The organism is Streptomyces sp. 17_S59 (assembly GCF_056930295.1).
On record NZ_JBXOWD010000001.1, the window covers coordinates 5,812,558 to 5,833,456 of the forward strand.

The following is a 20,899-nucleotide window of genomic DNA, read 5'->3' on the forward strand; positions in this document are numbered from 1 at the left end:
CGAGGTGGCAGTCATGGCCGACGGTCAGCCGGGCGGCGACGTATACAACTTCTTCGACGGCGAGGCGGACATCGTCGTCCAGTTCCGCGACAACTACGGCGAGATCCACTTCCATGCGCCGCCGTCGGCCGCACCGCTGGAGAAGTCGGCGCACGCGCTGGCCGAGGCGGTCTACCGGCAGTGGCGGGAGGAGGCCAAGGTCTGGGACGTCGGCGGCGACCGGGCCGCGATGGCGGTCCGCTGGGCTCCCCGGGCGCGGCGGGCCGACCACCCGGAGAACGTCGGCGGGCATGTGCGGGGCCGGGGCGACCAGCTCGGGGACCTGCTCACCGCCTTCCTCGGGCTGCCCAGGCGGAGGCTCGCCCTCCTGGGAGCCGCCGGTTCGGGCAAGACCACGCTCGCCGTCCTGCTGACCCTGGAACTGCTGAAGCGCCGGCTGGCCGGGCGCCCCGGCGGCGCGGCCGCCGGGAGGCTCCCGGTGCCGGTGCTCCTCTCGCTGACGTCCTGGGACCCGGACCGCGAGGAGTTCGGGGCATGGTTCACCCGCCGGCTGGCCGAGGACTACCCCGGCCTGCCCCGCATCGGAGGCCGCCACCCCGCCCGCGAGCTGTGGAGCGCCAGCGGGTCCGTCCTGCTCCCCGTGCTCGACGGCCTCGACGAGATACCGGGCGTCCGCCGCACGGCCGCGGTCCGGGCCCTCAACCGCGCCCTGTACGAGAGACCTCTGATCCTCACCTCGCGCACGGCCGAGTTCGACGCCCTGCCCCCGGACGTCGTGCTGGGCAACGCGGCGGTCATGGAGGCGCGGCCGGTCACCGCGGCCGACGCCGTCTCCTATCTCACCCGGAGCGCCGCCCCGGACTCCCTGCCGCGCTGGCAGCCGCTGTTCGCGGCGATGGCCGAGGAGCGGGGCGGCGCGGTGACGGCCGCACTCTCGACCCCCCTCATGCTCTCGCTGGCCCGCACGGTCTACGCGCGCCCGTGGTCGGATCCCGCTGAGCTGGCCGACCGGTTCCGCTTCCCGTCGCGGCGCTCGGTGGAGGACCACCTGCTCGACCGGTTCGTCCCCTCGGTGTTCACCGGGGAGGTTCCCTCGCACGACCGCCTGGATCCCCCGCGCCGCTGGTCGCCCGTCCGGGCGCGGCGGTACCTGGGCGCGCTCGCCCGGCACCTCCAGCGGCAGGAGACCACCGAACTCGCGTGGTGGCGGCTGCACCGGGCCCCGGTGCCCCTCGCCGCCGCCCTGCCCGTCCTTGCCCTGCTCGGGGTGGCGCTGTCCGCGCTGGCCCGCACGCTGGGGGAGCGGACCCGCGAGGTCGCGCGCGGCGGCGCCCGGCCGGTGCTGGACCTGGGCCCGCTGCAGACCACCACGGCACTGCTCACCGGCGTGGTGGCCGGGCTGCTGGCGCAGATGATGATCCGGACCTGGTACGCCGACCACCGTCTCGGCGAGCCCCGGCGGGCGGCGAGCCTGCTGCGGCCGGTCGCGGCGTTCCGTTCCGCGCTGCGCTACACGACCCGGCGGCGGGCGATGTCCGCGACGCTGATGGCCCTCCTCCTCACGGGCGGCCTGGCGGCGCTCCCCGCCTCCGAGCCGGGACTGTCGTACGTGTCCGCCGGGTGCGTGGCGGTCGCGCTGCTGCTCGCCGTGGTCTTCACCGCGCCGTCCGACGCCGACGAGAACGCCTCCACTCCGCGCGCCCTGCTGCGTGCCGAACACGTCGCCCTCGCCCGCTCCTTGTGCATCATCAGCCCGCTGATCGGGCTGGGCGTGGGCGTGGCGCACTACTCGGCGTGGAGCAGTGCATCCGCCTGGTCGACCGGGGTGGTGGCCTGGATCGCGGCGGCGGGGATGCTGGTCGTCGTCAGCCCGTGGAGCCGCTGGACGCTGGCCAGGACGACCATGGCCGTGACCGGCCAGGCCCCCTGGGCGCTGATGCGCTTCCTCCGGGACGCCCACCACCAGGGCATCCTGCGCCAGGTCGGCGGCACCTACCAGTTCCGGAACGCCTGGCTCCAGGAGCGGCTGGCGGCCGGCTCCGCGCGGGGTGCCCGGAGGGGCGCCCCGGCCGCTCCCGATCCGCTGCTGCTGCCGGAGGACGGGATCACCGCCACGTCCGACGGGGGCTTCGCGTTCCGGCTGCGGGTGCGTACGACCAACCTCGCGCCCCTGAAGCTCTCCCTGCCGCCCGCGGCCCTCTACACGCTGAGCGTCGCACTGCGCCAGGGGGCCGCCGGGCTGCCCCATCTCTGGATGCCGGCCGCCCTGTTCCTCGGCATCGGCGGGATCGGCTCCGCCCTGTGGTGGATCATGCCGCGCCGCACGGTGGACCTGCGGGTCTCACCGCTGGGGATCCGCTGCGTCACGTCCTCGAAGCGGGAGGTCCGCGCCGACTGGTCGCACGTGGAGGAGGCCGCCGTCCGCCGGTCGCGGAGGAGGGGCGTGGAGACCGGCACCTACGGCATCCACGTCCGTCTGCACCCCGATGCGCCCCGCGCCCTCCGGTCCCCCAGGGGCCGGGAGACCTGGCACCTCGTCTGCGACGTCGGGCCCCGGCAGGCCCTGCCCGGCCCGGTCGAGGAGGCTCTGCAGCACTTCGCCGCGGAGCGCTGGACGCCGTCGGCCGGCGCGGCCGCCGCGCCCGGGCCGGTCGCCGGGCAGCAGATCCGGAACGGTCGGACGGACGACTTCGCCCAGTGGGAAAGGGAGTTCGACCCGCCCGGAAGGTGAGCGTCCGGCCGGGTGGGCGGCGCGGGGAGGGGATGCCTCACTCCGGCCGCAAGGCCAGGTACGCCAGCGTGTCCCAGAACATCAACTCGTAGTCCTGGAGCAGCCGTCCGTACCGGTGCGCCAGCCGCTCCGTGAGCAGCCCGCCCGCCAGCCCGGCGGCCACCGCCGCCGACGACAGGCGGCTGCCCTCGGGGTCGGGGGCGGCGAAGAAGTCGAAGAAGCCGCAGCCCTCGTCGTCGAAGCCGTAGTGCTCGCGCAGGCCCCGGCCCATGGCGGCGCAGTAGCCGCCCCAGGCCGAGAAGTTGGCGGCGAGGGCCACCACCACGTCGACCGGCTCGGCGCCCAGCGCCAGCCAGGCCGCATAGGCCGGGTACGCCTGGCAGCCGGCGCTCGGCTCGTACGCCCGCATCTGCTCCCCGGTCAGGCCGCAGGCGGCGGTCAGGCCGGCGAGCCGGTCCAGGGCCACGCTCTCGCCCGATTCCAGGTGGGCGAAGAAGGCGGCCACTTCGGGCTGCTGCCGGGTCGCGGCCCGCTCGGCCAGATGGAGGAAGCTGCGCCGGTCGCCGGAGACGATGTGGTGCTGCTCCAGCGCGAACGCGGCGACGACCGAGCGCGCGGCCGTGCCGGTCGCGATCAGCGGGACGAGGCGGTTCGCCCCGGCGGGGGGCGCCAGCTGCCGAACCGCGTCGTCGAGGACTTCCCGGTCTGTGCGAGCCATGCTTCCAGCGTATCGACGGGCGGCGGCTACTTCGCCCCGGCGAGGTAGAAGATGAGAAAGAAGAAGGCGGCGATGAAGTGGACGGCGACGAGGTAGATGAAGACCCGGACCGTCATGCCCATGGGGGCGCGGTCCTCCTCGTCCATGTCCATGTCCTTCACAGTGTTCGCGTTGTCGCTCACGGCATTCCCCTCCGGGTCGGTTCGGCGCCGCCCAGGCACAGCTCGGCCGCGCCGCTCTGCACCAGCGTGTGCATGAACAGCAGGTCCACTCCGCCGCGCGACTCGGCCGCGATGCGGTGCGGGGTGAGGGAGTCGAAGTGGGCTGCGTCCCCGGGCTCCAGGAGGTGGACCGTGTCGCCGAGGGCCAGCCTGAGCCGCCCGCCGGTCACGTACAGCCACTCCTCGCCCGGGTGCACGCGCACCAGCTCCTCCTGGCTGCCCCGGCCCCTGGGCACGTGCAGCCGCAAGGCCTGCATGGCCCGCCCGGGCCCGCCGGCCCGCCAGTACGTCCATCCGCCCGCCTCCTGCGCCTCCATGCGGTCGGCCCGCACGATCGGGTCGCGCCACTCGGGCACCTCGCCCAGCAGGTCGGATACGGTCGTGCCGTAGGTGCGCGCCAGGGCCAGCAGCACCGGCAGCGACGGGGTCCGCCGGCCGGTCTCCAGCCGGGAGAGGTGGGCGGGCGACAGCCCGACCCGGGCCGCTGCGGCCTCCAGGGTGAGCCCGCTGCGCCTGCGCAGGGCGCGCAGCTGGGGGGCCACGGCGGGCAGTTCGTCTCCCTCGGCCCCGGCGGGAGCGGGCGGTACGGGCGGCTGCGCGTTCATGGTTCCGGTATAGACCCGTGCGTGCCTCTGGGGCAAAAGTTTTGCCTGAGAGGTAAAAGCCCTGGTGGTGAGCGTGCGATTCCGTTTGTGATCTTGGTAAACGTCAGGGAAACATCAAAAGTTGACCATTGACATGACATGGACCTGCCGCGCAATGCTGGGTGCATGACAACCCCCCATCGTCTTGCGCGCCTCGGTGTTCTCGCCGCCCTGGGCGCCACGCTCCTCGCCGGCACCCCGGCCGTCGCCGCCACCGCCCCCGCTGCCCACCGCTCCTTCGCGGTGCAGTCCGTCGGCGACGTCTGCTACTCCGACCTGCCGTCGCAGGCCCACGACACCATCGGCCTCATCGACGCCGGAGGCCCCTTCCCGTACCCGCGGGACGGCATCGTCTTCTCCAACCGCGAGGGTGCGCTGCCGAAGCACGCCAGCGGCTACTACCACGAGTACACGGTCATCACCCCCGGCGCCCCGACCCGCGGCACCCGGCGCATCATCACCGGCCAGGGGGACCACGAGGACTACTACACCGGCGACCACTACGCGACCTTCAACCGGGTCGACTTCGGCTGCTGACGCGCCCGCCGGAGGCACCCGCACGACCGAGCCCCGCACCGCCCTCCCGGGCGGCGGGGCTCTCCGCGTCCCGTGTACCTACCCGTACGTACACTCGTTGCATGAGCACCCCCGAACGACTCGTCGAGAGCACCCGCGAACTCCTGTGGGAGCGCGGCTACGTGGGCACCAGCCCCAAGGCCATCCAGCAGCGGGCCGGGGCCGGCCAGGGGAGCATGTACCACCACTTCTCCGGCAAGCCCGCCCTCGCCCTCGCCGCCATCGAGCGGACCGCCGAGGAGCTGCGGGCCGCGGCCGAGCGGCAGTTCACGGGCCCGGGCACGGCCCTGGAGCGGATCTCCGCCTATCTGCGCCGCGAGCGGGACGTGCTCAGGGGCTGCCCGATCGGCCGGCTCACCCAGGACCCCGACGTCATGGCCGATCCGGTGCTGCGCCGGCCGGTCGACGAGACCTTCGACTGGCTGCGCACCCGGCTCGCTGCCGTGCTCGCCGAGGGCCGCGACCGGGGCGAACTCACCGCCGCGCTCGACCCGGTGGCCACGGCGTCCACCGTCGTGGCGGTGCTCCAGGGCGGCTATGTGCTCGCCCGCGCCGCCGACTCGACGGAGCCGTTCGCGCAGGCGGTCGACGGAGTGCTCGCCCTCCTGGAGGCAGGGGCTCGGGGCATCCGGTAGGGGGTGTCCGCTAGTCCGCCGCCATTGTCGGTGCCGCCCGCTAACGTTTCGGTGGAACGGCCTCCGGGGAGTCACGACACCACCTACGCACCGTGAGAAGGGCGGCGAACTGCCGTGTACCGCTGGGAGATCACCCAAGCCGCGCTGGCCCAACGAGTCCTGGCCCTGGTCCGCGGCGACAGCTACGACCGGGCCACCGTGGCGGCGGGCAGCCTGCTCTCCGCGGGGATCACCGCACTGGAGATATCCCTCACCACGCCCTTCGCCCTGGAGGCGGTGACCACTCTGGTCCGCGAGGTCGGCGACGAGGCGGTCATCGGCGTCGGGGCCGTGCTGGACGCGCCCTCCGCCCGCATGGCCGTCGACGCGGGCGCGGGTTTCCTGGCCTCGCCCGGTCTGGACGCCTCCGTCATCCGCACGGGTCACCGCTACGGCGTTCCGGTCTTCCCCGGCGTGGCCACCCCGGCCGAGGTCGTCCGGGCCCTGGAGCTGGGCGCCGATGCGCTCAAGCTGCTCCAGGCCGGGGACCGCGGGCCCGGGTGGGTCGGGGAGCTGCGGTCCGAGCTGCCGCAGGCGGCGCTCGTGCCCAGCGGCGGGATATCCGTCGACGGCGCCCCCGAGTGGATCGCGGCGGGGGCCGTGGCCTGCGGCCTGGGCGACGAACTCGCCGAGGGGGACCGGGACTCGGTCGCCAAGCGCGTCGCCGAGCTGCTCGGCCGGCTGGAGGACGCCGGGCACCGGGAGGGCTGACGCGCGGCCGGCGGCGGGCCCGCCGGGGGAGCCGGGACCGGGCCCGCCGGGAGCCGGGAACACGTCCGGCGCGGGAGCCGGACCGCATGTCCGGACAACCTGACCTCAGGACTTCCCGTCATCAGGTCCTGCGGCTACGCTCCCTCCGTGGCGAAGCACGAACCCCTCCGATTCACCCTCGACCGCAGCAGCCCGGTCCCGCTCTACTTCCAGCTGTCCCAGCAGCTGGAGGCCGCCATCGAACGGGGCCGGCTCGCCCCCGGGAGCCTCCTGGGCAACGAGATCGAGCTGGCCGGGCGGCTGGGGCTGTCCCGGCCCACCGTCCGGCAGGCCATCCAGACGCTCGTGGACAAGGGCCTGCTGGTGCGCCGCCGGGGCGTGGGCACCCAGGTCGTGCACAGCCAGGTCAGGCGCCCCCTGGAGCTGAGCAGCCTCTACGACGACCTGGAGGCGGCCGGCCAGAAGCCGGCCACCCGGGTGCTGCGGCAGGTCGTCGAGCCCGCCACCGCCCGGGTGGCGGCGGCCCTCGGGGTCGCCGAGGGCGCCGACGTGGTGTTCGTCGAGCGGCTGCGCCTGGCCCACGGCGAGCCCGTGGCGCACCTGCGCAACCACCTCCCCGTCGGCCTGCTCGACCTGGAGGGCGAGGACACGCTGGAGCGCACCGGCCTCTACCGGCTGATGCGGATGGCAGGCATCACCCTGCACAGCGCCCGGCAGACCATCGGCGCCCGCGCCGCCACCGCCGCGGAGGGCGAGCTGCTGGCCGAGCCGGAGGGCGCCCCGCTGCTGACGATGGAGCGCACGACCTTCGACGACACCGGCCGCGCGGTGGAGTTCGGCTCCCACCTCTACCGGGCCTCGCGCTACGCGTTCGACTTCCAGCTCCTGGCCCGTTCCTAGGGCGTGTCCCGGCGCCCGAGGCCGTCCCGGGCGCCATGTCAGGTCGTAAGAATGTTCTGACAAACCCTTGACGCAGTGTGGCGTCCGCCACTACAACTCCACCCACAAGAAGGAAGCCCGCACCCCGCCGTCCAAGCCCCGGCCGACAGCGGTGACGGATGGTGACGGATACTTGGGCGGTTGGGCCCGCGTGATCGGGGTCCGGCCACACCGTGACAGACAGTGGGAAGGGCAAGTCCTCGTGGCAAGGGTTCGGACAGGCGTACGCGCGGTGAGCGCCGTGCTGGCAGCGGTACTCGGCGCCACACTGGCGGGGTGCAGCAGCACGGGCGGCAAGCGTGCCGAGGAGCGGGCCGCCAAGGCCGCCCAGGGGCGGGCCGCGGTCGACACCCCCCGGTGGACCTTCGCGATGGTCACCCACTCGGGCGATGGCGACACATTCTGGGACATCGTGCAGAGCGGCGCCAAGCAGGCGGCCGCCAAGGACAACATCAAATTCCTGTACGCCCACGACGTCGAGGGCAACAAGCAGGCCCAGAACGTCCAGGCCATGATCGACCAGAAGGTCGACGGCCTGATCGTCACCCTCGCCAAGCCCGATGCCATGAAGGACGTCGTGGCCAGGGCGGAGAAGGCCGGCATCCCGGTGATCACCGTGAACTCCGGCTCGGACAAGTCGAAGGAATTCGGCGCACTCACCCACATCGGCCAGGACGAGGTCGTCGCCGGCGAGGCGGTGGGCGAGCAGCTCAACCAGCGCGGCAGGAAGAAGGCCGTCTGCGTCCTGCACGAGCAGGGGAACGTCGGCCACGAGCAGCGCTGCGAGGGCGTGAAGAAGGCGTTCAAGGGCGACGTGGAGAACCTCTACGTCGAGGGCACCAACATGCCCAGCGTGCAGTCGTCCATCGAGGCGAAGCTCCAGTCCGACAAGGACGTCGACGCAGTCGTCACCCTGGGCGCCCCCTTCGCCCCCACCGCCGTGAAGGCCGCCCAGCAGGCCGGCAGCAAGGCCGAGGTGGACACCTTCGACCTCAACGCCAAGGTCGCCACCGCCCTCCAGGACGGCTCCCTCGGCTTCGCCGTCGACCAGGACCCGTACCTCCAGGGCTACGAGGCGGTCGACCTCCTCTGGCTCCACCGCTACAACCGCGACATGCTCGGCGGCGGCCGACCGGTCCTGACCGGTCCGCAGATCGTCACCAAGGACGACGCCAAGCTCCTCGCCGAGTACACGAAGCGGGGCACCCGATGAGTACAGCGAGCACCCCGGCGACCGCGCCGGCCGACGAGCGGCTGCTGCACCGCAGCGTGCTGCGCCGCCTGATCGGCCGCCCCGAGCTGGGCGCGGTCGTGGGCGCGGCGGCCGTCTTCGTCTTCTTCTCCTTCGTGGCCGACAGCTTCCTCAGGGCCTCCAGCCTCTCGACGGTGCTGTACGCGTCCTCGACGATCGGGATCATGGCGGTGCCGGTGGCGCTGCTGATGATCGGCGGCGAGTTCGACCTGTCCGCGGGCGTGATGGTGACGTCCTCGGCGCTCGTCTCGTCGATGTTCAGCTACCAGATGACGGCGAACGTCTGGGTGGGCGTCGGGGTCTCCCTCCTCGTCACCCTGGCCATCGGCTTCTTCAACGGCTTCATGCTGACCCGCACCAAGCTGCCGAGCTTCATCATCACGCTGGGCACCTTCCTCATGCTCACCGGCCTCAACCTGGGCTTCACCAAGCTCATCAGCGGCACGGTCTCCACCAAGACCATCGGTGACATGGAGGGCTTCGACTCGGCGCGCGCGCTCTTCGCCTCGCACCTGACGATCGGCGGCGTGGACCTCCAGGTGACGATCCTGTGGTGGCTGGGCCTGGTGGCCCTGGCCACGTGGATCCTCCTGCGCACCCGCGTGGGCAACTGGGTCTTCGCCGTGGGCGGCGGCGCCGACGCGGCCCGTGCGGTGGGCGTCCCGGTCAACAAGACCAAGATCGGCCTCTATATGGCCGTCGCCTTCAGCGCCTGGATCTCCGGCCAGCACCTGCTGATGTCGTACGACGTGGTCCAGTCCGGCGAGGGCGTGGGCAACGAATTCCTCTACATCATCGCGGCCGTCATCGGCGGCTGCCTGATGACCGGCGGCTACGGCTCGGCCATCGGCTCGGCCGTCGGCGCCTTCATCTTCGGCATGACCAGCAAGGGCATCGTGTACGCGCAGTGGAACCCGGACTGGTTCAAGTTCTTCCTCGGGGCGATGCTGCTCGTGGCGACCCTGCTGAACGCATGGGTCCGCAAGCGCGCGGAGGCGACGAAATGAGTGCTGACGACATGAGTGCCGACGACAAGAGTGCTCTCGTCAAGCTCACCGACGTGAGCAAGTTCTACGGCAGCATCCGCGCGCTCGAGGGCGTCTCCCTGGAGGTGCACGCGGGCGAGATCACCTGCGTGCTGGGCGACAACGGCGCCGGCAAGTCGACCCTCATCAAGATCATCGCGGGCCTGCACCAGCACGACGCGGGCACCTTCGAGATCGAGGGCGAGGAGGCGAGGCTCGCCTCCCCCCGCGAGGCCCTCGGCCGGGGCATCGCCACGGTCTACCAGGACCTGGCGGTCGTCTCCCTGATGCCGGTCTGGCGGAACTTCTTCCTGGGCTCGGAGCCCACGAAGGGCGCGGGCCCCTTCAAGCGCCTCGACGTGCAGAAGATGCGCGAGACGACGCGTGCGGAGCTGCTGCGCATGGGCATCGACCTGCGCGACGTCGACCAGCCGATCGGCACGCTCTCCGGCGGCGAGCGCCAGTGCGTGGCCATCGCGCGGGCGGTGTACTTCGGGGCGAAGGTCCTGGTCCTGGACGAGCCGACGGCGGCGCTCGGCGTCAAGCAGTCGGGCGTCGTGCTGAAGTACGTCGCCGCGGCGCGGGACGCGGGGCTGGGCGTGGTGTTGATCACGCACAACCCGCACCACGCGTATCTGGTGGGGGACCGGTTCGTGCTGCTCAAGCGGGGGGCGATGGCGGGGAGCCATGCGAAGCGGGAGATTGCGCTGGAGGAGCTGACGCGGCAGATGGCGGGCGGGTCGGAGCTCGATCAGCTCAGCCATGAGCTGGAGCGGGCGCCGGGGCCCGATGTGATCGGGGGGAAGCGGGTCGACTCCGTCGAGGGGTGAGCTTGCCGTAGCGGGTGCCCGGCACCGGCGTTGTGCGGGGGAAGGCGCTGGTGAGGCACAATCGGGCACGTCCGTATCCGCGAGGCCCTGGCCTCACTAGACCACCGCAGGGGCAACGACCGCGATGAGCATGTACCGCGAGCGCGTACACCGGGGTACCGCCAGAGCGACCGTGCTCCGCACGGTCGGCACGCGCGAGCGGCGCTCGCATCTCACCGCGCCCCGCGTCCCCACCGTCGGCATCGACATCGGCGGCACCAAGGTGATGGCCGGTGTGGTCGACGCCGACGGCAACATCCTGGAGAAGGTCCGCACCGAGACCCCGGACAAGTCCAAGAGCCCCAAGGTCGTCGAGGACACCATCGTCGAGCTGGTCCTGGACCTGTCCGACCGCCACGACGTCCACGCGGTGGGCATCGGCGCCGCGGGCTGGGTGGACGCCGACCGCAACCGGGTCCTCTTCGCCCCCCACCTCTCCTGGCGCAACGAGCCCCTGCGCGACCGGCTCGCCGGCCGCCTCGCCGTCCCCGTCATGGTCGACAACGACGCCAACACCGCCGCCTGGGCGGAGTGGCGCTTCGGCGCCGGCCGGGGCGAGGACCACCTGGTGATGATCACCCTCGGCACCGGCATCGGCGGTGCGATCCTCGAGGACGGCCAGGTCAAGCGCGGCAAGTTCGGTGTCGCGGGCGAGTTCGGCCATATGCAGGTCGTGCCCGGCGGCCACCGCTGCCCGTGCGGCAACCGCGGCTGCTGGGAGCAGTACAGCTCCGGCAACGCCCTGGTCCGCGAGGCCCGCGAGCTGGCCGCGGCCGAGTCCCCGGTGGCGTACGGGCTCATCGACCGCGTCGGCGGCAACATCCAGGAGATCACCGGCCCGCTCATCACGGAGCTGGCCCGCTCGGGCGACGCGATGTGCGTGGAGCTGCTCCAGGACATCGGCCAGTGGCTCGGCGTGGGCATTGCCAACCTGGCGGCCGCCCTCGACCCGTCCTGCTTCGTCATCGGCGGCGGCGTCAGCGCGGCCGACGACCTGCTGATCGGCCCGGCGCGGGACGCCTTCCGCCGCCACCTCACCGGCCGCGGCTACCGGCCGGAGGCCCGCATCGTCAAGGCGCAGCTGGGCCCCGAGGCGGGCATGGTCGGCGCCGCCGACCTCGCGCGGCTGGTCGCCCGCCGCTTCCGCCGCGCCAACCGCCGCCGCGTCGAGCGCTACGAGCGCTACGCCAAGGCGGGGCGCGGGTGATCACCATGGAGCATCCCGAGCGCACGGCCGCCCCCGAGCCCCCCGCGGGTGCGGGCGGCGGCCGCCCCCGCCGCCGCTGGCTGAAGCCCGTCATCGTCTTCCTGCTCATCGCCGTTCCCGCCGGGTACCTCTACATCTCCGCGATGCAGAGCCGCGGCGGCGGCAGCGAGAACAAGCAGGAGGAGGCGGCGGCTGCCGGCCTGGAGGAGGGCTGGCCGTCCCGGCTCCAGCGGCGGATCTACGAGGTGACGGTGCCGTCGAACGGCACGGACGTCGCCCACTACGAGACCAACTCGTGGAAGTCCAGCTCCCTCTTCCTCCAGTTCACGACGACGCGGGCGAAGTTCGACAAGTGGCTCGAGCACGTCGGCACGAACGCCTCCGCCCTCAAGGACGGCGACGTCACCGTCGACGACGACGAGGCCGCGGTGGTCGGCTGGAAGTTCGGGAGCGGCCACCACTGGGCGGGCACGGTCCGTGAGCAGGACAAGCCCAGGCCCACGCTGGAAATCACGGCAAATCTGGACGATCCCGAGTTCCCCCGGGTCTTCGTGGTCTCCACGACGACCCCCTGAACCCGGGCGCCACGGCGCTGGATGCCGGGGTCACGCCGGCTTGCGGCCCACGACGACAAGGTGTTCCGAGGCGGAAGTGAACTCGGCGCCACGGGCGTTGGCATGGATCTCTTCGACGGTCAGCCCGCACTCGTCGAACAGGGCAATGAGTTCGTGCAGGGTGTAGATCCGCACCGTCAGCTCACCGCCGTCACGGACGGCGCCGTCCTCCAGGTAGCGGAACCTCATGGTCCTGCGACTGGTCCGCAGATCCATGAAGTACTCCTTGAGGATCTCGCCGCCGTTCGGCAGCCGCTCCAGGCTCACACCGTCGTGCGCCATGGCCGGTGCGTCGCGGTGCTGGACCTCGAGGACGAACGCGCCTCCGGGAGCCAGCGCACGGCTCACCCTCCGCAGGAGGTCCGCGTTGCCCGCTTCGTCGTGATAACCGAACGAGGTGAACAAGCTCACCACCGCGTCAAAGCAAGCCTCGTCGGCCAGTTCCAGAAAGCCTCCCTGCCGCCAGGTGACCGACAGGCCCTGCTCTTCGGCGCGTTCCCGGGCAGTCCGCAGGTAGTCGCCGTTGATGTCGAGACCGGTGACCTCGGCGCCCCGGGCGGCCAGCGCGAGGGCCAGACGCCCTCGTCCGCAGCCGAGATCCAGCACGCGCGGCGCGGGAACAAGGCGCCGCAGGATCCATTCGGCTTCCTGGCCGGCCCGTGCGATCTTGGAATCGAGCTTCGTCTCCCCGAACCGGGAGCTGAAGAATGTCTGGGGTGCTTTTGCCGATGTGGCCATGGTGGGGCCTTCCTGGTGGTTCACATGGTCCGGTGCTTGCTGCTTTGACAGAGGGTGGGTGGCCGACGGCACCAGTAGCTCATGGTGCAGCAGTTCGTCGCGCACCCCGAGCAGTTCGGCCACGGACAGGCCCAGGGGTTCGCCGAGCGAGGCGTCCAGGCCGGCCACGGCGTCGAGATATCCGGCCTCGTCCCGACCGGCCGCGAGCCCCCACAGCAGGGCGACCGGCGGCTCGACCACGAATTGCCGGGACCGTTCGTGGTTGAGGAGCACGCCGTCGCTGAGCCGGACGGGCAGGAACCCCGGGTGGCAGCGCACCGGGCCGGGCGACAGGTCCCAGTGGCTCCAGCGCCGCGCGTCTTCGGCGTCCCAGCCGAGGCACTGGGCCGCGATGAGACACCGCTGCAGCAGCGCGATGAACTCGCCGTGCCCCGTCCGCGGCCGTACGGCCCAACCGCCGCGCGTCATGGTGCGAAACGCGCCGAGCGGGAAGTGTCCGGGAAGCGACCGGCCGAGCTGCCGGAACACCCACTTGCGGCCCAGATAGAGGTCCCCGGCCGCGGCGGCGAGGGCCTTGCCGGCGGCGGTCATCAGCGAGGTGCCGAGCCAGACGGCGGAGTCCGTGTCGCCGTCCGTGAACGCGCCGTCGAAATCCTCCAGGAGTCCGTTCGCCTCCGCCGCCCAGCGGGACACGACCAGTCTGCGCAACTGGTCCCCGCGGGTCTCCAGCCGCGATCTGAGGCCTGCCAGTCCGGCCGATCCGTGCACGACCTCGGCGTATGACAGCCGGACCAGGAAGTCCAGGTCGTCCTCGGCGATGCTCAGCGCCGACAGATCGGACTGCGAAGAGTGCCACAGGGTGGCGGCCTCCAGGCGTCTGCCGGCCTCGCCGAGCGTGTGGTACTCGACGTCGACACGCCTGCCGTCCACCATCAACTGCTCCGCCGGGAACGGGCGCGTGCCGTCCGGGCCGTGGTCGTCCCTGAGCAGGACGTAGACATCGGCGTCGCTGGTGCTCGTACCGAGTCCGGCGGACAGACTGCCGGCCAGATATACCGAGTCCACCTCTGCGCGGTCGCTCAGCCGGCCGGCCCACCGGCGCGCCGTGTCGAGGACGCCGTCGTGAGGGGTGGTCAATTCGCGGACCTCCTTTCCGTTCCACCGGATCCGGTCAGGAGGTTCCGCAGGCATGGCTCGCTCAGTACCACGTCGAGTCCTCGCCGCATGTTGGGCTCCAGCCCCGAGTCGTCCACGGTGTGCACCGTCCAGCCCCAGCGGTCCGCCTGGTCGCGGAAGAGCCGCACTGACTCCTGCTGCATCAGGAGGTACCCGGACATGCCCTCCTCGCCGGCGGCCCGGTAGTCCTCCAGCAGCCCCAGCCGCCCGCTCTGCGCCATCCGCCAGTGGTAGGCCAGTTCGATGGGCCCGTCGATCAGCACGCCCAGATCGGGCCGCAGCAGCGGGGTGCCGAACATGCCCGCCAGCAGTTCCTCCACCTGTTCCAGGGCCTCCGACCACTGCTCGTCGGCCCCGGCGAGCCGGCGGGCGATCAGCAGTTCCTTGAGGGTGTGCTTGAACGGAAAGGTTTCCTGCAGCACGATCTCCCCGCGCCGCACCGCGGGGCGGATGACCTCCGCGGCGAGCACGATGTTTCCCGCGAGTTCCACCAGGGCCGCCGCCAGCGGGCCGGCCGGGCGGGCCGGGCCGGGGCCGAGCTCGGCGATGCGGTCCTCCCACTCCTCGTCACGCCAGGACGCATACTCGCGGGGCAGCCGCAGCCAGGTGTCGTCGACCCGGGAGCCCCCGTACAGGAGGCGGAAGGTCTCCAGCCACAGCTGTTGCAGGCTGTCGGACACCCAAGGCTTCTCCTCGTTGTCGAGGGACGCCCGCCAGGACACTTCGCGTACCGTCAGTCCACGTTGGCGTAGTTCGGCCGCGATGGTGCGGACGAGGGTGGTCTTGCCGATGCCGTCGGCGCCCAGGAAGGAGATGTGCAGACCGCTGGCCATGGAGTGGCTCCAAGCAATAGGGAATGGCGAGTTCGACAACCGGGGGTTGTACGGGGGGAATTACAGGCCCAGTCGCTGGGCGGCCCGCTCGATGCCCAGGACGTACTGGTCCAGGAGCGCGTCCGACGGCCCGTGGAGATGCTTGTCGGGAAAACCGATGGTGGTCGCGTACAGCCGGGTTGCCTGGGGGAGCCCGTCGTCGTGGTACAGCGGCCGCCGCCGCTCCGGATCGTATCCGGCGAGGCCGATGTCACGGTGCTGGAACGGCCATGTCTGATGGAGCGGCTTGGTGGTCGGGCGGGACACCTTCAGGCCCTGGTCGCGCAGCAGGTCCACGAAGACGTCGATGCCGGTTCCCCCGGCCCGTCCCGGACGGTAGACGACCTTGTAGCCGTACCAGCCGCCACGGGTGCAGTCCTCGGGCGTGGTGGGCGGCTGAAGGAAGGGGAACCGGGCCAGCCGTTCGGTCAGGCCGTTGAGCACCGCCGTGCGTACCGCGATCCGTTCGTCGAGCGAAGAGCAGTGTTCCAGGGCCAGTTCGGCGGCCAGCGGGTGCATGCGCAGGTTCTGGCCGTGCCCGGTTTCGGCGGCGTCCCACCAGCGGCTGGTGGGCGGCAGGTCCTCTCGGGCGCGCTCATGGGCATGTCCCAGCAGCAGGGCCCGGGCGTGGATGTCGGCGTCGTCCGTGAGCAGCAGGCCGCCCATCCCACCACTGATCATCTTCTGGCCGCCGAGGCTGAGGGCACCCGCCGCGCCGATGGTGCCGGCGAGGCGGCCGCCGACCGTGGCGCCATGGGCCTGGGCGGCGTCCTCGATGACGGGGATGCCGTGCCGGGCGGCCAGCCGCATCACGGAGTCCATGTCCGCGGGCAGGCCGAACATGTGAGTGACGCAGATGGCCTTGGTCCGCGGGCCGATCCGCGCGGTCAGGTCGGCGATGTCGGCGCGCGCGGAGAGCGGGTCGCAGTCATAGAGCACGGGCAGCGCGCCCAGGCCGAACAGCGGGGTGGCGGAGGCATGGAAGGTGTAGGTGGGGACCAGCACCTCGTCTCCCGGACCTATGCCGAGTCCGGTGTAGGCGCAGGCCAGTGCGGCCGTGCCGCTGGAGACGGCCAGGGCGTGGCGTACCCCGAAGTACTGCTTCGCCCACTCCTCCAGTTCACGGACGCCGTCGTCGTTGCCGAAGGCGTACACGGCTCCGCTCATGATCCGGCGCTGGACCCGGGCGGCGGTCTCGGCGGAGTAGCGGGGCCAGGCGGGCGGATGGGGCAGGGTGACGGCAGGGCCGGAAGGGAGCGGGGCGGCGGCGAGGTTCATGGGGTCGGTCCCGGTTGTCCTGGTCATCGGCCGAAGGTGGTGGGCAGCCCGCCGTCCACCGGGATGATCGCCCCGGTGGTGGCCCGGCTGCAGGGCGAGGCGAGGAAGGCTATGTTCTCGGCCACCTCGCGCGGGGTGACCCGGATGCGGAGCATGGTTCGCTGCGCGTAGTACTGCTCCAGGTCCTCGGGGGCCACCTGGTGGCTGGCGGACTTCTCGGCGACGAGCTGCGGGTCCCAGAACCTCGAACCTTCGAACACCGCCCCGGGGTTGATGACATTGGCGCGTACACCGAGGGCGGCACCCTCCAGGGCGACGACTCTGGCCAGTTGCAGTTCGGCCGCCTTGGCTATCGGGTACGCGCCGAACCCCACGCTGGGCGCGACCGCGTGTTTGGAGACGATGTAGACGAGGGAGCAACCCGTCCCGGCGGCCGGGTGCGCGCCGAAGTGCGCCAGGACGGCCTGGGAGAGGGAGAAATGGACGTCGACATTGCGCGCCATGCTGGCCGAGAATTCGGCGGCCGAGGTGCCCGCCAGCCGACCGGCCGCGCTGGCGCCCGCGGCGAACACCACGGAGTCCACGGTCTTGAAGCGGTCGATGGTGTCGGCGAGCACCTGTTCCGCCGTCGCCGGTACGCAGAGATCGCCCACGGCGCTGAACAGGTCGGGGGAGGGGCCCAGTTCGTGTTCGAGGCTCTTCAGGGCCTGCTCGTCGCGGTCGGCCAGGACCAGACGGCTGCCCAGGGTGGCGAGCAGCCGTGCGGTGGCCCGGCCGATGCCCGACGCGGCCCCGGTGACGATCACTACCTTGCCGGCCAGCCGCAGGATGTCGGTGGCGTCCGGCGAGACCGCCGGCCGGGGCGGCGCGTCGGCGCGGACCAGCGGGTCGGGGCCGCCGGACCTGACGGTGTCCGCCAGCGTCTGGAGGTCATTGTCGGCGATGAGCCGGATGCTCTTCTTCACGTCCATCGTTCGGTCACTCTCCTGGTACGGCGCAGAGTCGTGGGGCGTCAACGCGTCTTCTGGACGGGTGGTGTTCACCTCGGGGCCTCAGGACGCGAAGTCGATGGTTCCGGCGCGTTGGCCGCGGCGGACCAACCCGGTGAACGCCAGGTCGGCGGCGGCCAGCCAGCAGACGCCGACCGCCAGCCCTTTGGCCGCGAGCACGGCGACATGTGCCGTGCCGCCGCCATCGGCGAGCGCGCGCAGTGCCGCGAGCAGATGCGTCAGGGGAATGGCGTCGGCTACCACCCCGACCCATGCCGGCCAGTAGCCGACGGGCACCTGGACACCGCAGACCGCCATCATCGTCAGGTAGGCGACATTGGACACGACATTGCGCAGGCCGCCGGCGTTGAGGATCAGGGCCGCGAGGAACAGTCCGCAGAAGTACGTGGTGGCGGCGGTCAGGACGACGATGCCGACGGCCGGGGCGATCTGCCCGGTGTGCCAGTGGACGCCGAAAGCGGGTCCGAGGGTGAACAGCGCCACCAGCGAGGTGGCGGTGCCGCTGATCGGCCACTGCAGGCTGCGGCCGAAGAAGACCCAGGTGGGCCGGGCGGGGGAGGCGGTGATCAGGGCGAGCGTTCCGGCCTGGCGTTCCCAGGCCGACGAGGCGATGACGGACAGAGACTCGATGACGCTCGTCATCAGGGCGTTGCCGAGCACCAGATACCGGGCCCGGCCCGGCCCGCCGACCACATGGCCGAGCAGCACGAAGTAGGTGACCTGCGCCAGCATCCGGCCCAGCCAGCCGAAGACCCAGGTCTTCCACGTGTAGATGACCCGCATGTCGGCGAAGGCGTTGGCGGCGCTGTGCCTGATGACCCGGAGGAATGTCAGCTGCATGGGGACCTCACACCTGGGCCAGTGTTCCGAGACGGCGCACCCGGTCCAGGACCCGCCCCAGCAGGAGCAGGCCGATACCGAAGCCGGCGGCGCCGAGCACGGCTATCACGGTGAGCCTGGGCAGGGCGTGCGCCACCGGCGCCGTGCCCAGGCCGTCGCGCAGCAGATCCGCGGACCAGGACAGGAACACGCCCCTGGACACGGGCCGCAGCCAGTCCGGGAGCACGGACACCGGCACGAGGACGCCGCCGAGCAGGTAGAACGGGTAGCTGAGGGTGTTCTGCACGATGCGGGCCGAGGGCATCAGGACGAACAGCGACGAGAGGATGCTCGCGGTTCCCGCCGTCGCCATCCCGGTCACCAGTACGCACGCGACGGTGACCACCGGATGGGGCAGGGGCAGCCAGCGGTCGAAGACCAGCCCGGCGGCGAGCCACGCCTCCGCGAAGGAGACCAGCCCCACTGCGGTGACGGCGCACATGCGTCCCATCACCACGACCCCCAGCCGCGCGGGCGCCGCCACAAGCGCCTCCAGCGTGCCGAGGGCCCGTTCCTCGTTGATGAGTTCACCGGCGGTGTACAGGGCCAGAAGCCACAGCGACATCAGGGTCGGTGCCACGATGGCGTATCCCGACAGGTCCGTACGCCCCGCCTGTTCGCTGATGGCCAGGAACAGCAGGGTCAGCAGGGGCGCGGTGATGCACACCTGGATGGTGTCCGGTGCCTTCCAGGCCAGCCTCAGCTGGAACCGCACGGCGGTTCGGAATACGTTCACCGGGTCACCGCCATGCCGCGGTCCCCCATGACGTGCAGGTAGACCTCCTCCAGGCTCGGTCGGCCGGTGGTGATCGCCGTCACGCCCGAGGTCACGAGCCGGCGCAGCACCTCGCCGGTGGCGGTGGCGTCCTCGGTCTCGATCCGGGTGAGGTTTCCGGTGGCCGGGCGCACCGAGACCACACCGGGGAGAGCGGCCAGCCGCTCCGCCAGGGCGCCGGGGACGTCCCCGGCGTCGACACGTTCGTAACGGGACATCAGCGCGCCGATCTCGGACGGTGCCCGAGTGGCCAGGACGCTGCCGTGGTCGACCAGGGACACCCGGTCGCACACGGCCTCGGCCTCGGCCATGTCGTGGGTGGTGAGCAGGATCGTCCTGCCGTCGGCGCGCAGTTCCGCGACCAGAGCGCGGAAGTCATGGGCGGCCACCGGGTCCATGCCGACCGTCGGCTCGTCCAGGATGAGCAGCGGCGGGTCGGCGACCAGACCGCGGGCCAGGTGCAGCCGCTGCTTCATGCCGCGCGACATGGTGTCGACGCGATCGCCGGCCCGGTCGCCGAGTCCCGTCCGCTCCAGCAACGCGTCGCACCTGCGGCGCAGCTCGCCACCCCGCAGGCCGTACAGGGCCGCCCAGAAACGGAGGTTCTCCCGCGCGGTCAGCCGGGCGTACAGGCCGCGATCGCCGCCGAACACGATGCCGATGGACTTCTTGACCAGGTCGGCGTCCGCGACCACGTCATGTCCCATGACCTGAACGGTGCCGGAGGTGGGGAGCAGGACGGTCGACAGGATCCGGCACAGCGTCGTCTTGCCCGCTCCATTGGGCCCGAGCAGCCCGTAGACCTCGCCCCGCTCGACGGTCAGGTCCACCTCCTCCAGGGCCCGGACGGCGTCCGGGCCACTCGTCTTGCGTGATGTGTAGAGCCGCGTCAGGCCGCGGATCCGGATGGCCGTCATGGCTGCTCCCGCGTGATGGGGTGGTGGAGCCGCAGTTCCCGCAGCGCGGCGTCGTACCGCTCCTGGCTCACGGTCTCCTCGGTGACCAGCAGGTAGTCCCCCACTGGCGTCAGCAGCAGAACCTCGTCGCCGAAGCGGTGAGTGCGCGTCCGGTCCCAGCCGTCCCGCCCGGCCGTGGTGCGCCGCAGCGGCATTCCGTACAGCGGGCTGCCGTCCGCGAGGGCGGCGGGTACCCGGAGGGTGGGCTCGGCGGACCCGGGATACGCCGCCCGGCGGGCCAGTTCGCTCGCCGCCGCCGGCTCCAGTGCCTCGCCGAGGCCGCTGAGCGAGCCGAGCGGGGCGCGCCCGGCCGTGAAGGCGAGGAGTTCCGTGACCTCCGGGGCCAGGCAGTGCTCGCCGATGGCCGCGGCGAGTTCCGCCACCGGCATCGACAGGCCGGCGCTGCCCAGCAGATGGACATCGATCGCGTCCCTCGCGTGGAAGGGCCGTTGGAAGCGCTCCTCGCCCAGGGCGAGCAGGCAGGCCGGCAGCGGTTCGTCCGGAAGCGTGGGGCGGACGGGTACGGCGTGGTAATCGCCCACCAGCGCCGCCGTGCTGATCTCGACGCGCAGTTCGGGGTCGAGCAGGGCGTCCTCGGGTGTCCAGGTCATGGTCACCACGACGTGCCGGACCGGCGATCCCAGCAGTGAGACACCGATGTGCACCGGCTCGTCGGCCATGAGCACGCGGGCCACTCGCCACAGGTCCGGCTCGTTGTCCACCAGCAGGTCGAGGTCGCCCTGCGGGCGGAGCAGGCCGGCCGGGTAGTAGCGGGCCAGCAATGGCCCCTTGACCGGCCGCACCGGCACGCTCGCGGACACCCGCGCCAGGACGTCGTCGAACCACCGGCCGCGTCGCCGCGCCCGGTCCAGCTCAGCGCGCGCCGCCTCGGACATCGCCGTCCCGTGCCGTGCCAGGGCGGACAGCACGAGGTAGGGCAGCGTGTAGTGCTCCTTGCGTGCGGCGAAGAGCAGCTCGGACGGACCGGACTCCTCGGGTACGCCGAGCACCGCGTACAGCGTGGCAAGATCCAC

At 72.0% G+C, this 20,899-nt stretch carries 21 protein-coding genes; 10 read left to right on the forward strand and 11 right to left on the reverse strand.

Features of this window, described 5'->3' with window-relative positions; translation table 11 throughout:
• Positions 1 to 13 precede the first annotated feature (13 nt).
• Complete coding sequence (locus AC1Z4A_RS26465) at positions 14 to 2,731, forward strand: NACHT domain-containing protein (RefSeq protein WP_483682373.1); 2,718 nt, start codon at positions 14 to 16, stop codon at positions 2,729 to 2,731.
• 37 nt (positions 2,732 to 2,768) lie between these two features.
• Here the strand turns inward: AC1Z4A_RS26465 and AC1Z4A_RS26470 are convergent, their stop codons facing one another.
• From AC1Z4A_RS26470 to AC1Z4A_RS26480, 3 genes are read right to left on the reverse strand one after another with little or no spacing between them, the layout of a single operon-like run.
• The gene (locus tag AC1Z4A_RS26470; protein ID WP_483682374.1) at positions 2,769 to 3,449 is read right to left on the reverse strand and encodes a thiaminase II/PqqC family protein; all 681 of its coding nucleotides are present in this window, start codon (positions 3,447 to 3,449) and stop codon (positions 2,769 to 2,771) included.
• Between the two features lie 26 nt (positions 3,450 to 3,475).
• Positions 3,476 to 3,631 carry a DUF6126 family protein gene (locus tag AC1Z4A_RS26475; protein ID WP_483682375.1) on the reverse strand — a complete coding sequence of 52 codons (156 nt, stop codon included), beginning with the start codon at positions 3,629 to 3,631 and terminating at the stop codon, positions 3,476 to 3,478.
• On the reverse strand, positions 3,628 to 4,275 hold the full coding sequence (locus tag AC1Z4A_RS26480) for a helix-turn-helix domain-containing protein (protein ID WP_483682376.1): 648 nt from the start codon (positions 4,273 to 4,275) through the stop codon (positions 3,628 to 3,630). The genes AC1Z4A_RS26475 and AC1Z4A_RS26480 overlap by 4 nt, the downstream gene beginning before the upstream one ends.
• Before the next feature lie 165 nt (positions 4,276 to 4,440).
• Here AC1Z4A_RS26480 and AC1Z4A_RS26485 point away from each other — a divergent pair, with 165 nt between their 5' ends.
• From AC1Z4A_RS26485 to AC1Z4A_RS26525, 9 genes are all read left to right on the forward strand, one after another.
• Positions 4,441 to 4,851: a guanyl-specific ribonuclease gene (locus tag AC1Z4A_RS26485; protein ID WP_483682377.1), complete on the forward strand. Its 411-nt coding sequence runs from the start codon at positions 4,441 to 4,443 to the stop codon at positions 4,849 to 4,851.
• Between the two features lie 101 nt (positions 4,852 to 4,952).
• Complete coding sequence (locus tag AC1Z4A_RS26490) at positions 4,953 to 5,525, forward strand: TetR/AcrR family transcriptional regulator (RefSeq protein WP_483682378.1); 573 nt, start codon at positions 4,953 to 4,955, stop codon at positions 5,523 to 5,525.
• Positions 5,526 to 5,639: 114 nt separating this feature from the next.
• The gene (locus AC1Z4A_RS26495; protein WP_483682379.1) at positions 5,640 to 6,275 is read left to right on the forward strand and encodes a bifunctional 4-hydroxy-2-oxoglutarate aldolase/2-dehydro-3-deoxy-phosphogluconate aldolase; all 636 of its coding nucleotides are present in this window, start codon (positions 5,640 to 5,642) and stop codon (positions 6,273 to 6,275) included.
• 147 nt (positions 6,276 to 6,422) lie between these two features.
• Positions 6,423 to 7,175 (forward strand): GntR family transcriptional regulator, encoded by a 753-nt coding sequence (locus tag AC1Z4A_RS26500; RefSeq protein WP_483682380.1) that lies wholly within the window; start codon positions 6,423 to 6,425, stop codon positions 7,173 to 7,175.
• 241 nt (positions 7,176 to 7,416) lie between these two features.
• A complete protein-coding gene (locus AC1Z4A_RS26505; RefSeq protein ID WP_483682381.1) occupies positions 7,417 to 8,427 on the forward strand; it encodes a sugar ABC transporter substrate-binding protein in 1,011 nt (336 codons plus the stop codon).
• Complete coding sequence (locus tag AC1Z4A_RS26510; protein WP_483682382.1) at positions 8,424 to 9,473, forward strand: ABC transporter permease; 1,050 nt, start codon at positions 8,424 to 8,426, stop codon at positions 9,471 to 9,473. Before AC1Z4A_RS26505 ends, AC1Z4A_RS26510 begins: the two co-directional genes overlap by 4 nt.
• A complete protein-coding gene (locus AC1Z4A_RS26515) occupies positions 9,470 to 10,321 on the forward strand; it encodes an ATP-binding cassette domain-containing protein (protein WP_483682383.1) in 852 nt (283 codons plus the stop codon). The genes AC1Z4A_RS26510 and AC1Z4A_RS26515 overlap by 4 nt, the downstream gene beginning before the upstream one ends.
• 124 nt (positions 10,322 to 10,445) lie before the next feature.
• Positions 10,446 to 11,567, forward strand: a complete 1,122-nt coding sequence (locus AC1Z4A_RS26520) for an ROK family glucokinase (RefSeq protein ID WP_483682384.1) — start codon at positions 10,446 to 10,448, stop codon at positions 11,565 to 11,567.
• Between the two features lie 5 nt (positions 11,568 to 11,572).
• The gene (locus tag AC1Z4A_RS26525) at positions 11,573 to 12,142 is read left to right on the forward strand and encodes a hypothetical protein (protein ID WP_483682385.1); all 570 of its coding nucleotides are present in this window, start codon (positions 11,573 to 11,575) and stop codon (positions 12,140 to 12,142) included.
• A gap of 30 nt (positions 12,143 to 12,172) precedes the next feature.
• Here AC1Z4A_RS26525 and AC1Z4A_RS26530 read toward each other — a convergent pair whose 3' ends face one another.
• The 8 genes from AC1Z4A_RS26530 to AC1Z4A_RS26565 all read right to left on the reverse strand — a co-directional run bounded on the left by AC1Z4A_RS26530 (position 12,173) and on the right by AC1Z4A_RS26565 (position 20,899).
• Complete coding sequence (locus AC1Z4A_RS26530) at positions 12,173 to 14,056, reverse strand: methyltransferase domain-containing protein (RefSeq protein ID WP_483682386.1); 1,884 nt, start codon at positions 14,054 to 14,056, stop codon at positions 12,173 to 12,175.
• Positions 14,053 to 14,928: a nucleoside/nucleotide kinase family protein gene (locus AC1Z4A_RS26535; protein WP_483682387.1), complete on the reverse strand. Its 876-nt coding sequence runs from the start codon at positions 14,926 to 14,928 to the stop codon at positions 14,053 to 14,055. The genes AC1Z4A_RS26530 and AC1Z4A_RS26535 overlap by 4 nt, the downstream gene beginning before the upstream one ends.
• A gap of 60 nt (positions 14,929 to 14,988) precedes the next feature.
• Positions 14,989 to 16,272: a DegT/DnrJ/EryC1/StrS aminotransferase family protein gene (locus AC1Z4A_RS26540; RefSeq protein ID WP_483682388.1), complete on the reverse strand. Its 1,284-nt coding sequence runs from the start codon at positions 16,270 to 16,272 to the stop codon at positions 14,989 to 14,991.
• Positions 16,269 to 17,216 carry an SDR family oxidoreductase gene (locus AC1Z4A_RS26545; protein WP_483682389.1) on the reverse strand — a complete coding sequence of 316 codons (948 nt, stop codon included), beginning with the start codon at positions 17,214 to 17,216 and terminating at the stop codon, positions 16,269 to 16,271. Before AC1Z4A_RS26545 ends, AC1Z4A_RS26540 begins: the two co-directional genes overlap by 4 nt.
• 81 nt (positions 17,217 to 17,297) lie before the next feature.
• Positions 17,298 to 18,095, reverse strand: a complete 798-nt coding sequence (locus AC1Z4A_RS26550) for an ABC transporter permease (RefSeq protein ID WP_483682390.1) — start codon at positions 18,093 to 18,095, stop codon at positions 17,298 to 17,300.
• A gap of 7 nt (positions 18,096 to 18,102) precedes the next feature.
• Positions 18,103 to 18,870, reverse strand: a complete 768-nt coding sequence (locus AC1Z4A_RS26555; protein WP_483682391.1) for an ABC transporter permease — start codon at positions 18,868 to 18,870, stop codon at positions 18,103 to 18,105.
• Positions 18,867 to 19,826: an ABC transporter ATP-binding protein gene (locus AC1Z4A_RS26560; RefSeq protein WP_483682392.1), complete on the reverse strand. Its 960-nt coding sequence runs from the start codon at positions 19,824 to 19,826 to the stop codon at positions 18,867 to 18,869. Before AC1Z4A_RS26560 ends, AC1Z4A_RS26555 begins: the two co-directional genes overlap by 4 nt.
• Positions 19,823 to 20,899, reverse strand: coding sequence for a nucleotidyltransferase family protein (locus AC1Z4A_RS26565; RefSeq protein ID WP_483682393.1), 1,077 nt, complete (start codon positions 20,897 to 20,899; stop codon positions 19,823 to 19,825). The genes AC1Z4A_RS26560 and AC1Z4A_RS26565 overlap by 4 nt, the downstream gene beginning before the upstream one ends.

Bases quoted from the DNA above. Each gene is read 5' to 3' on its own strand.
- AC1Z4A_RS26510 (WP_483682382.1), top strand. From the start codon at position 8,424: ATGAGTACAGCGAGCACCCCGGCGACCGCGCCGGCCGACGAGCGGCTG.
- AC1Z4A_RS26490 (WP_483682378.1), top strand. From the start codon at position 4,953: ATGAGCACCCCCGAACGACTCGTCGAGAGCACCCGCGAACTCCTGTGG.
- AC1Z4A_RS26545 (WP_483682389.1), bottom strand. From the start codon at position 17,216: ATGGACGTGAAGAAGAGCATCCGGCTCATCGCCGACAATGACCTCCAG.
- AC1Z4A_RS26560 (WP_483682392.1), bottom strand. From the start codon at position 19,826: ATGACGGCCATCCGGATCCGCGGCCTGACGCGGCTCTACACATCACGC.
- AC1Z4A_RS26550 (WP_483682390.1), bottom strand. From the start codon at position 18,095: ATGCAGCTGACATTCCTCCGGGTCATCAGGCACAGCGCCGCCAACGCC.
- AC1Z4A_RS26480 (WP_483682376.1), bottom strand. From the start codon at position 4,275: ATGAACGCGCAGCCGCCCGTACCGCCCGCTCCCGCCGGGGCCGAGGGA.
- AC1Z4A_RS26485 (WP_483682377.1), top strand. From the start codon at position 4,441: ATGACAACCCCCCATCGTCTTGCGCGCCTCGGTGTTCTCGCCGCCCTG.
- AC1Z4A_RS26540 (WP_483682388.1), bottom strand. From the start codon at position 16,272: ATGACCAGGACAACCGGGACCGACCCCATGAACCTCGCCGCCGCCCCG.
- AC1Z4A_RS26535 (WP_483682387.1), bottom strand. From the start codon at position 14,928: ATGGCCAGCGGTCTGCACATCTCCTTCCTGGGCGCCGACGGCATCGGC.
- AC1Z4A_RS26520 (WP_483682384.1), top strand. From the start codon at position 10,446: ATGAGCATGTACCGCGAGCGCGTACACCGGGGTACCGCCAGAGCGACC.
- AC1Z4A_RS26470 (WP_483682374.1), bottom strand. From the start codon at position 3,449: ATGGCTCGCACAGACCGGGAAGTCCTCGACGACGCGGTTCGGCAGCTG.
- AC1Z4A_RS26525 (WP_483682385.1), top strand. From the start codon at position 11,573: ATGGAGCATCCCGAGCGCACGGCCGCCCCCGAGCCCCCCGCGGGTGCG.
- AC1Z4A_RS26465 (WP_483682373.1), top strand. From the start codon at position 14: ATGGCCGACGGTCAGCCGGGCGGCGACGTATACAACTTCTTCGACGGC.
- AC1Z4A_RS26515 (WP_483682383.1), top strand. From the start codon at position 9,470: ATGAGTGCTGACGACATGAGTGCCGACGACAAGAGTGCTCTCGTCAAG.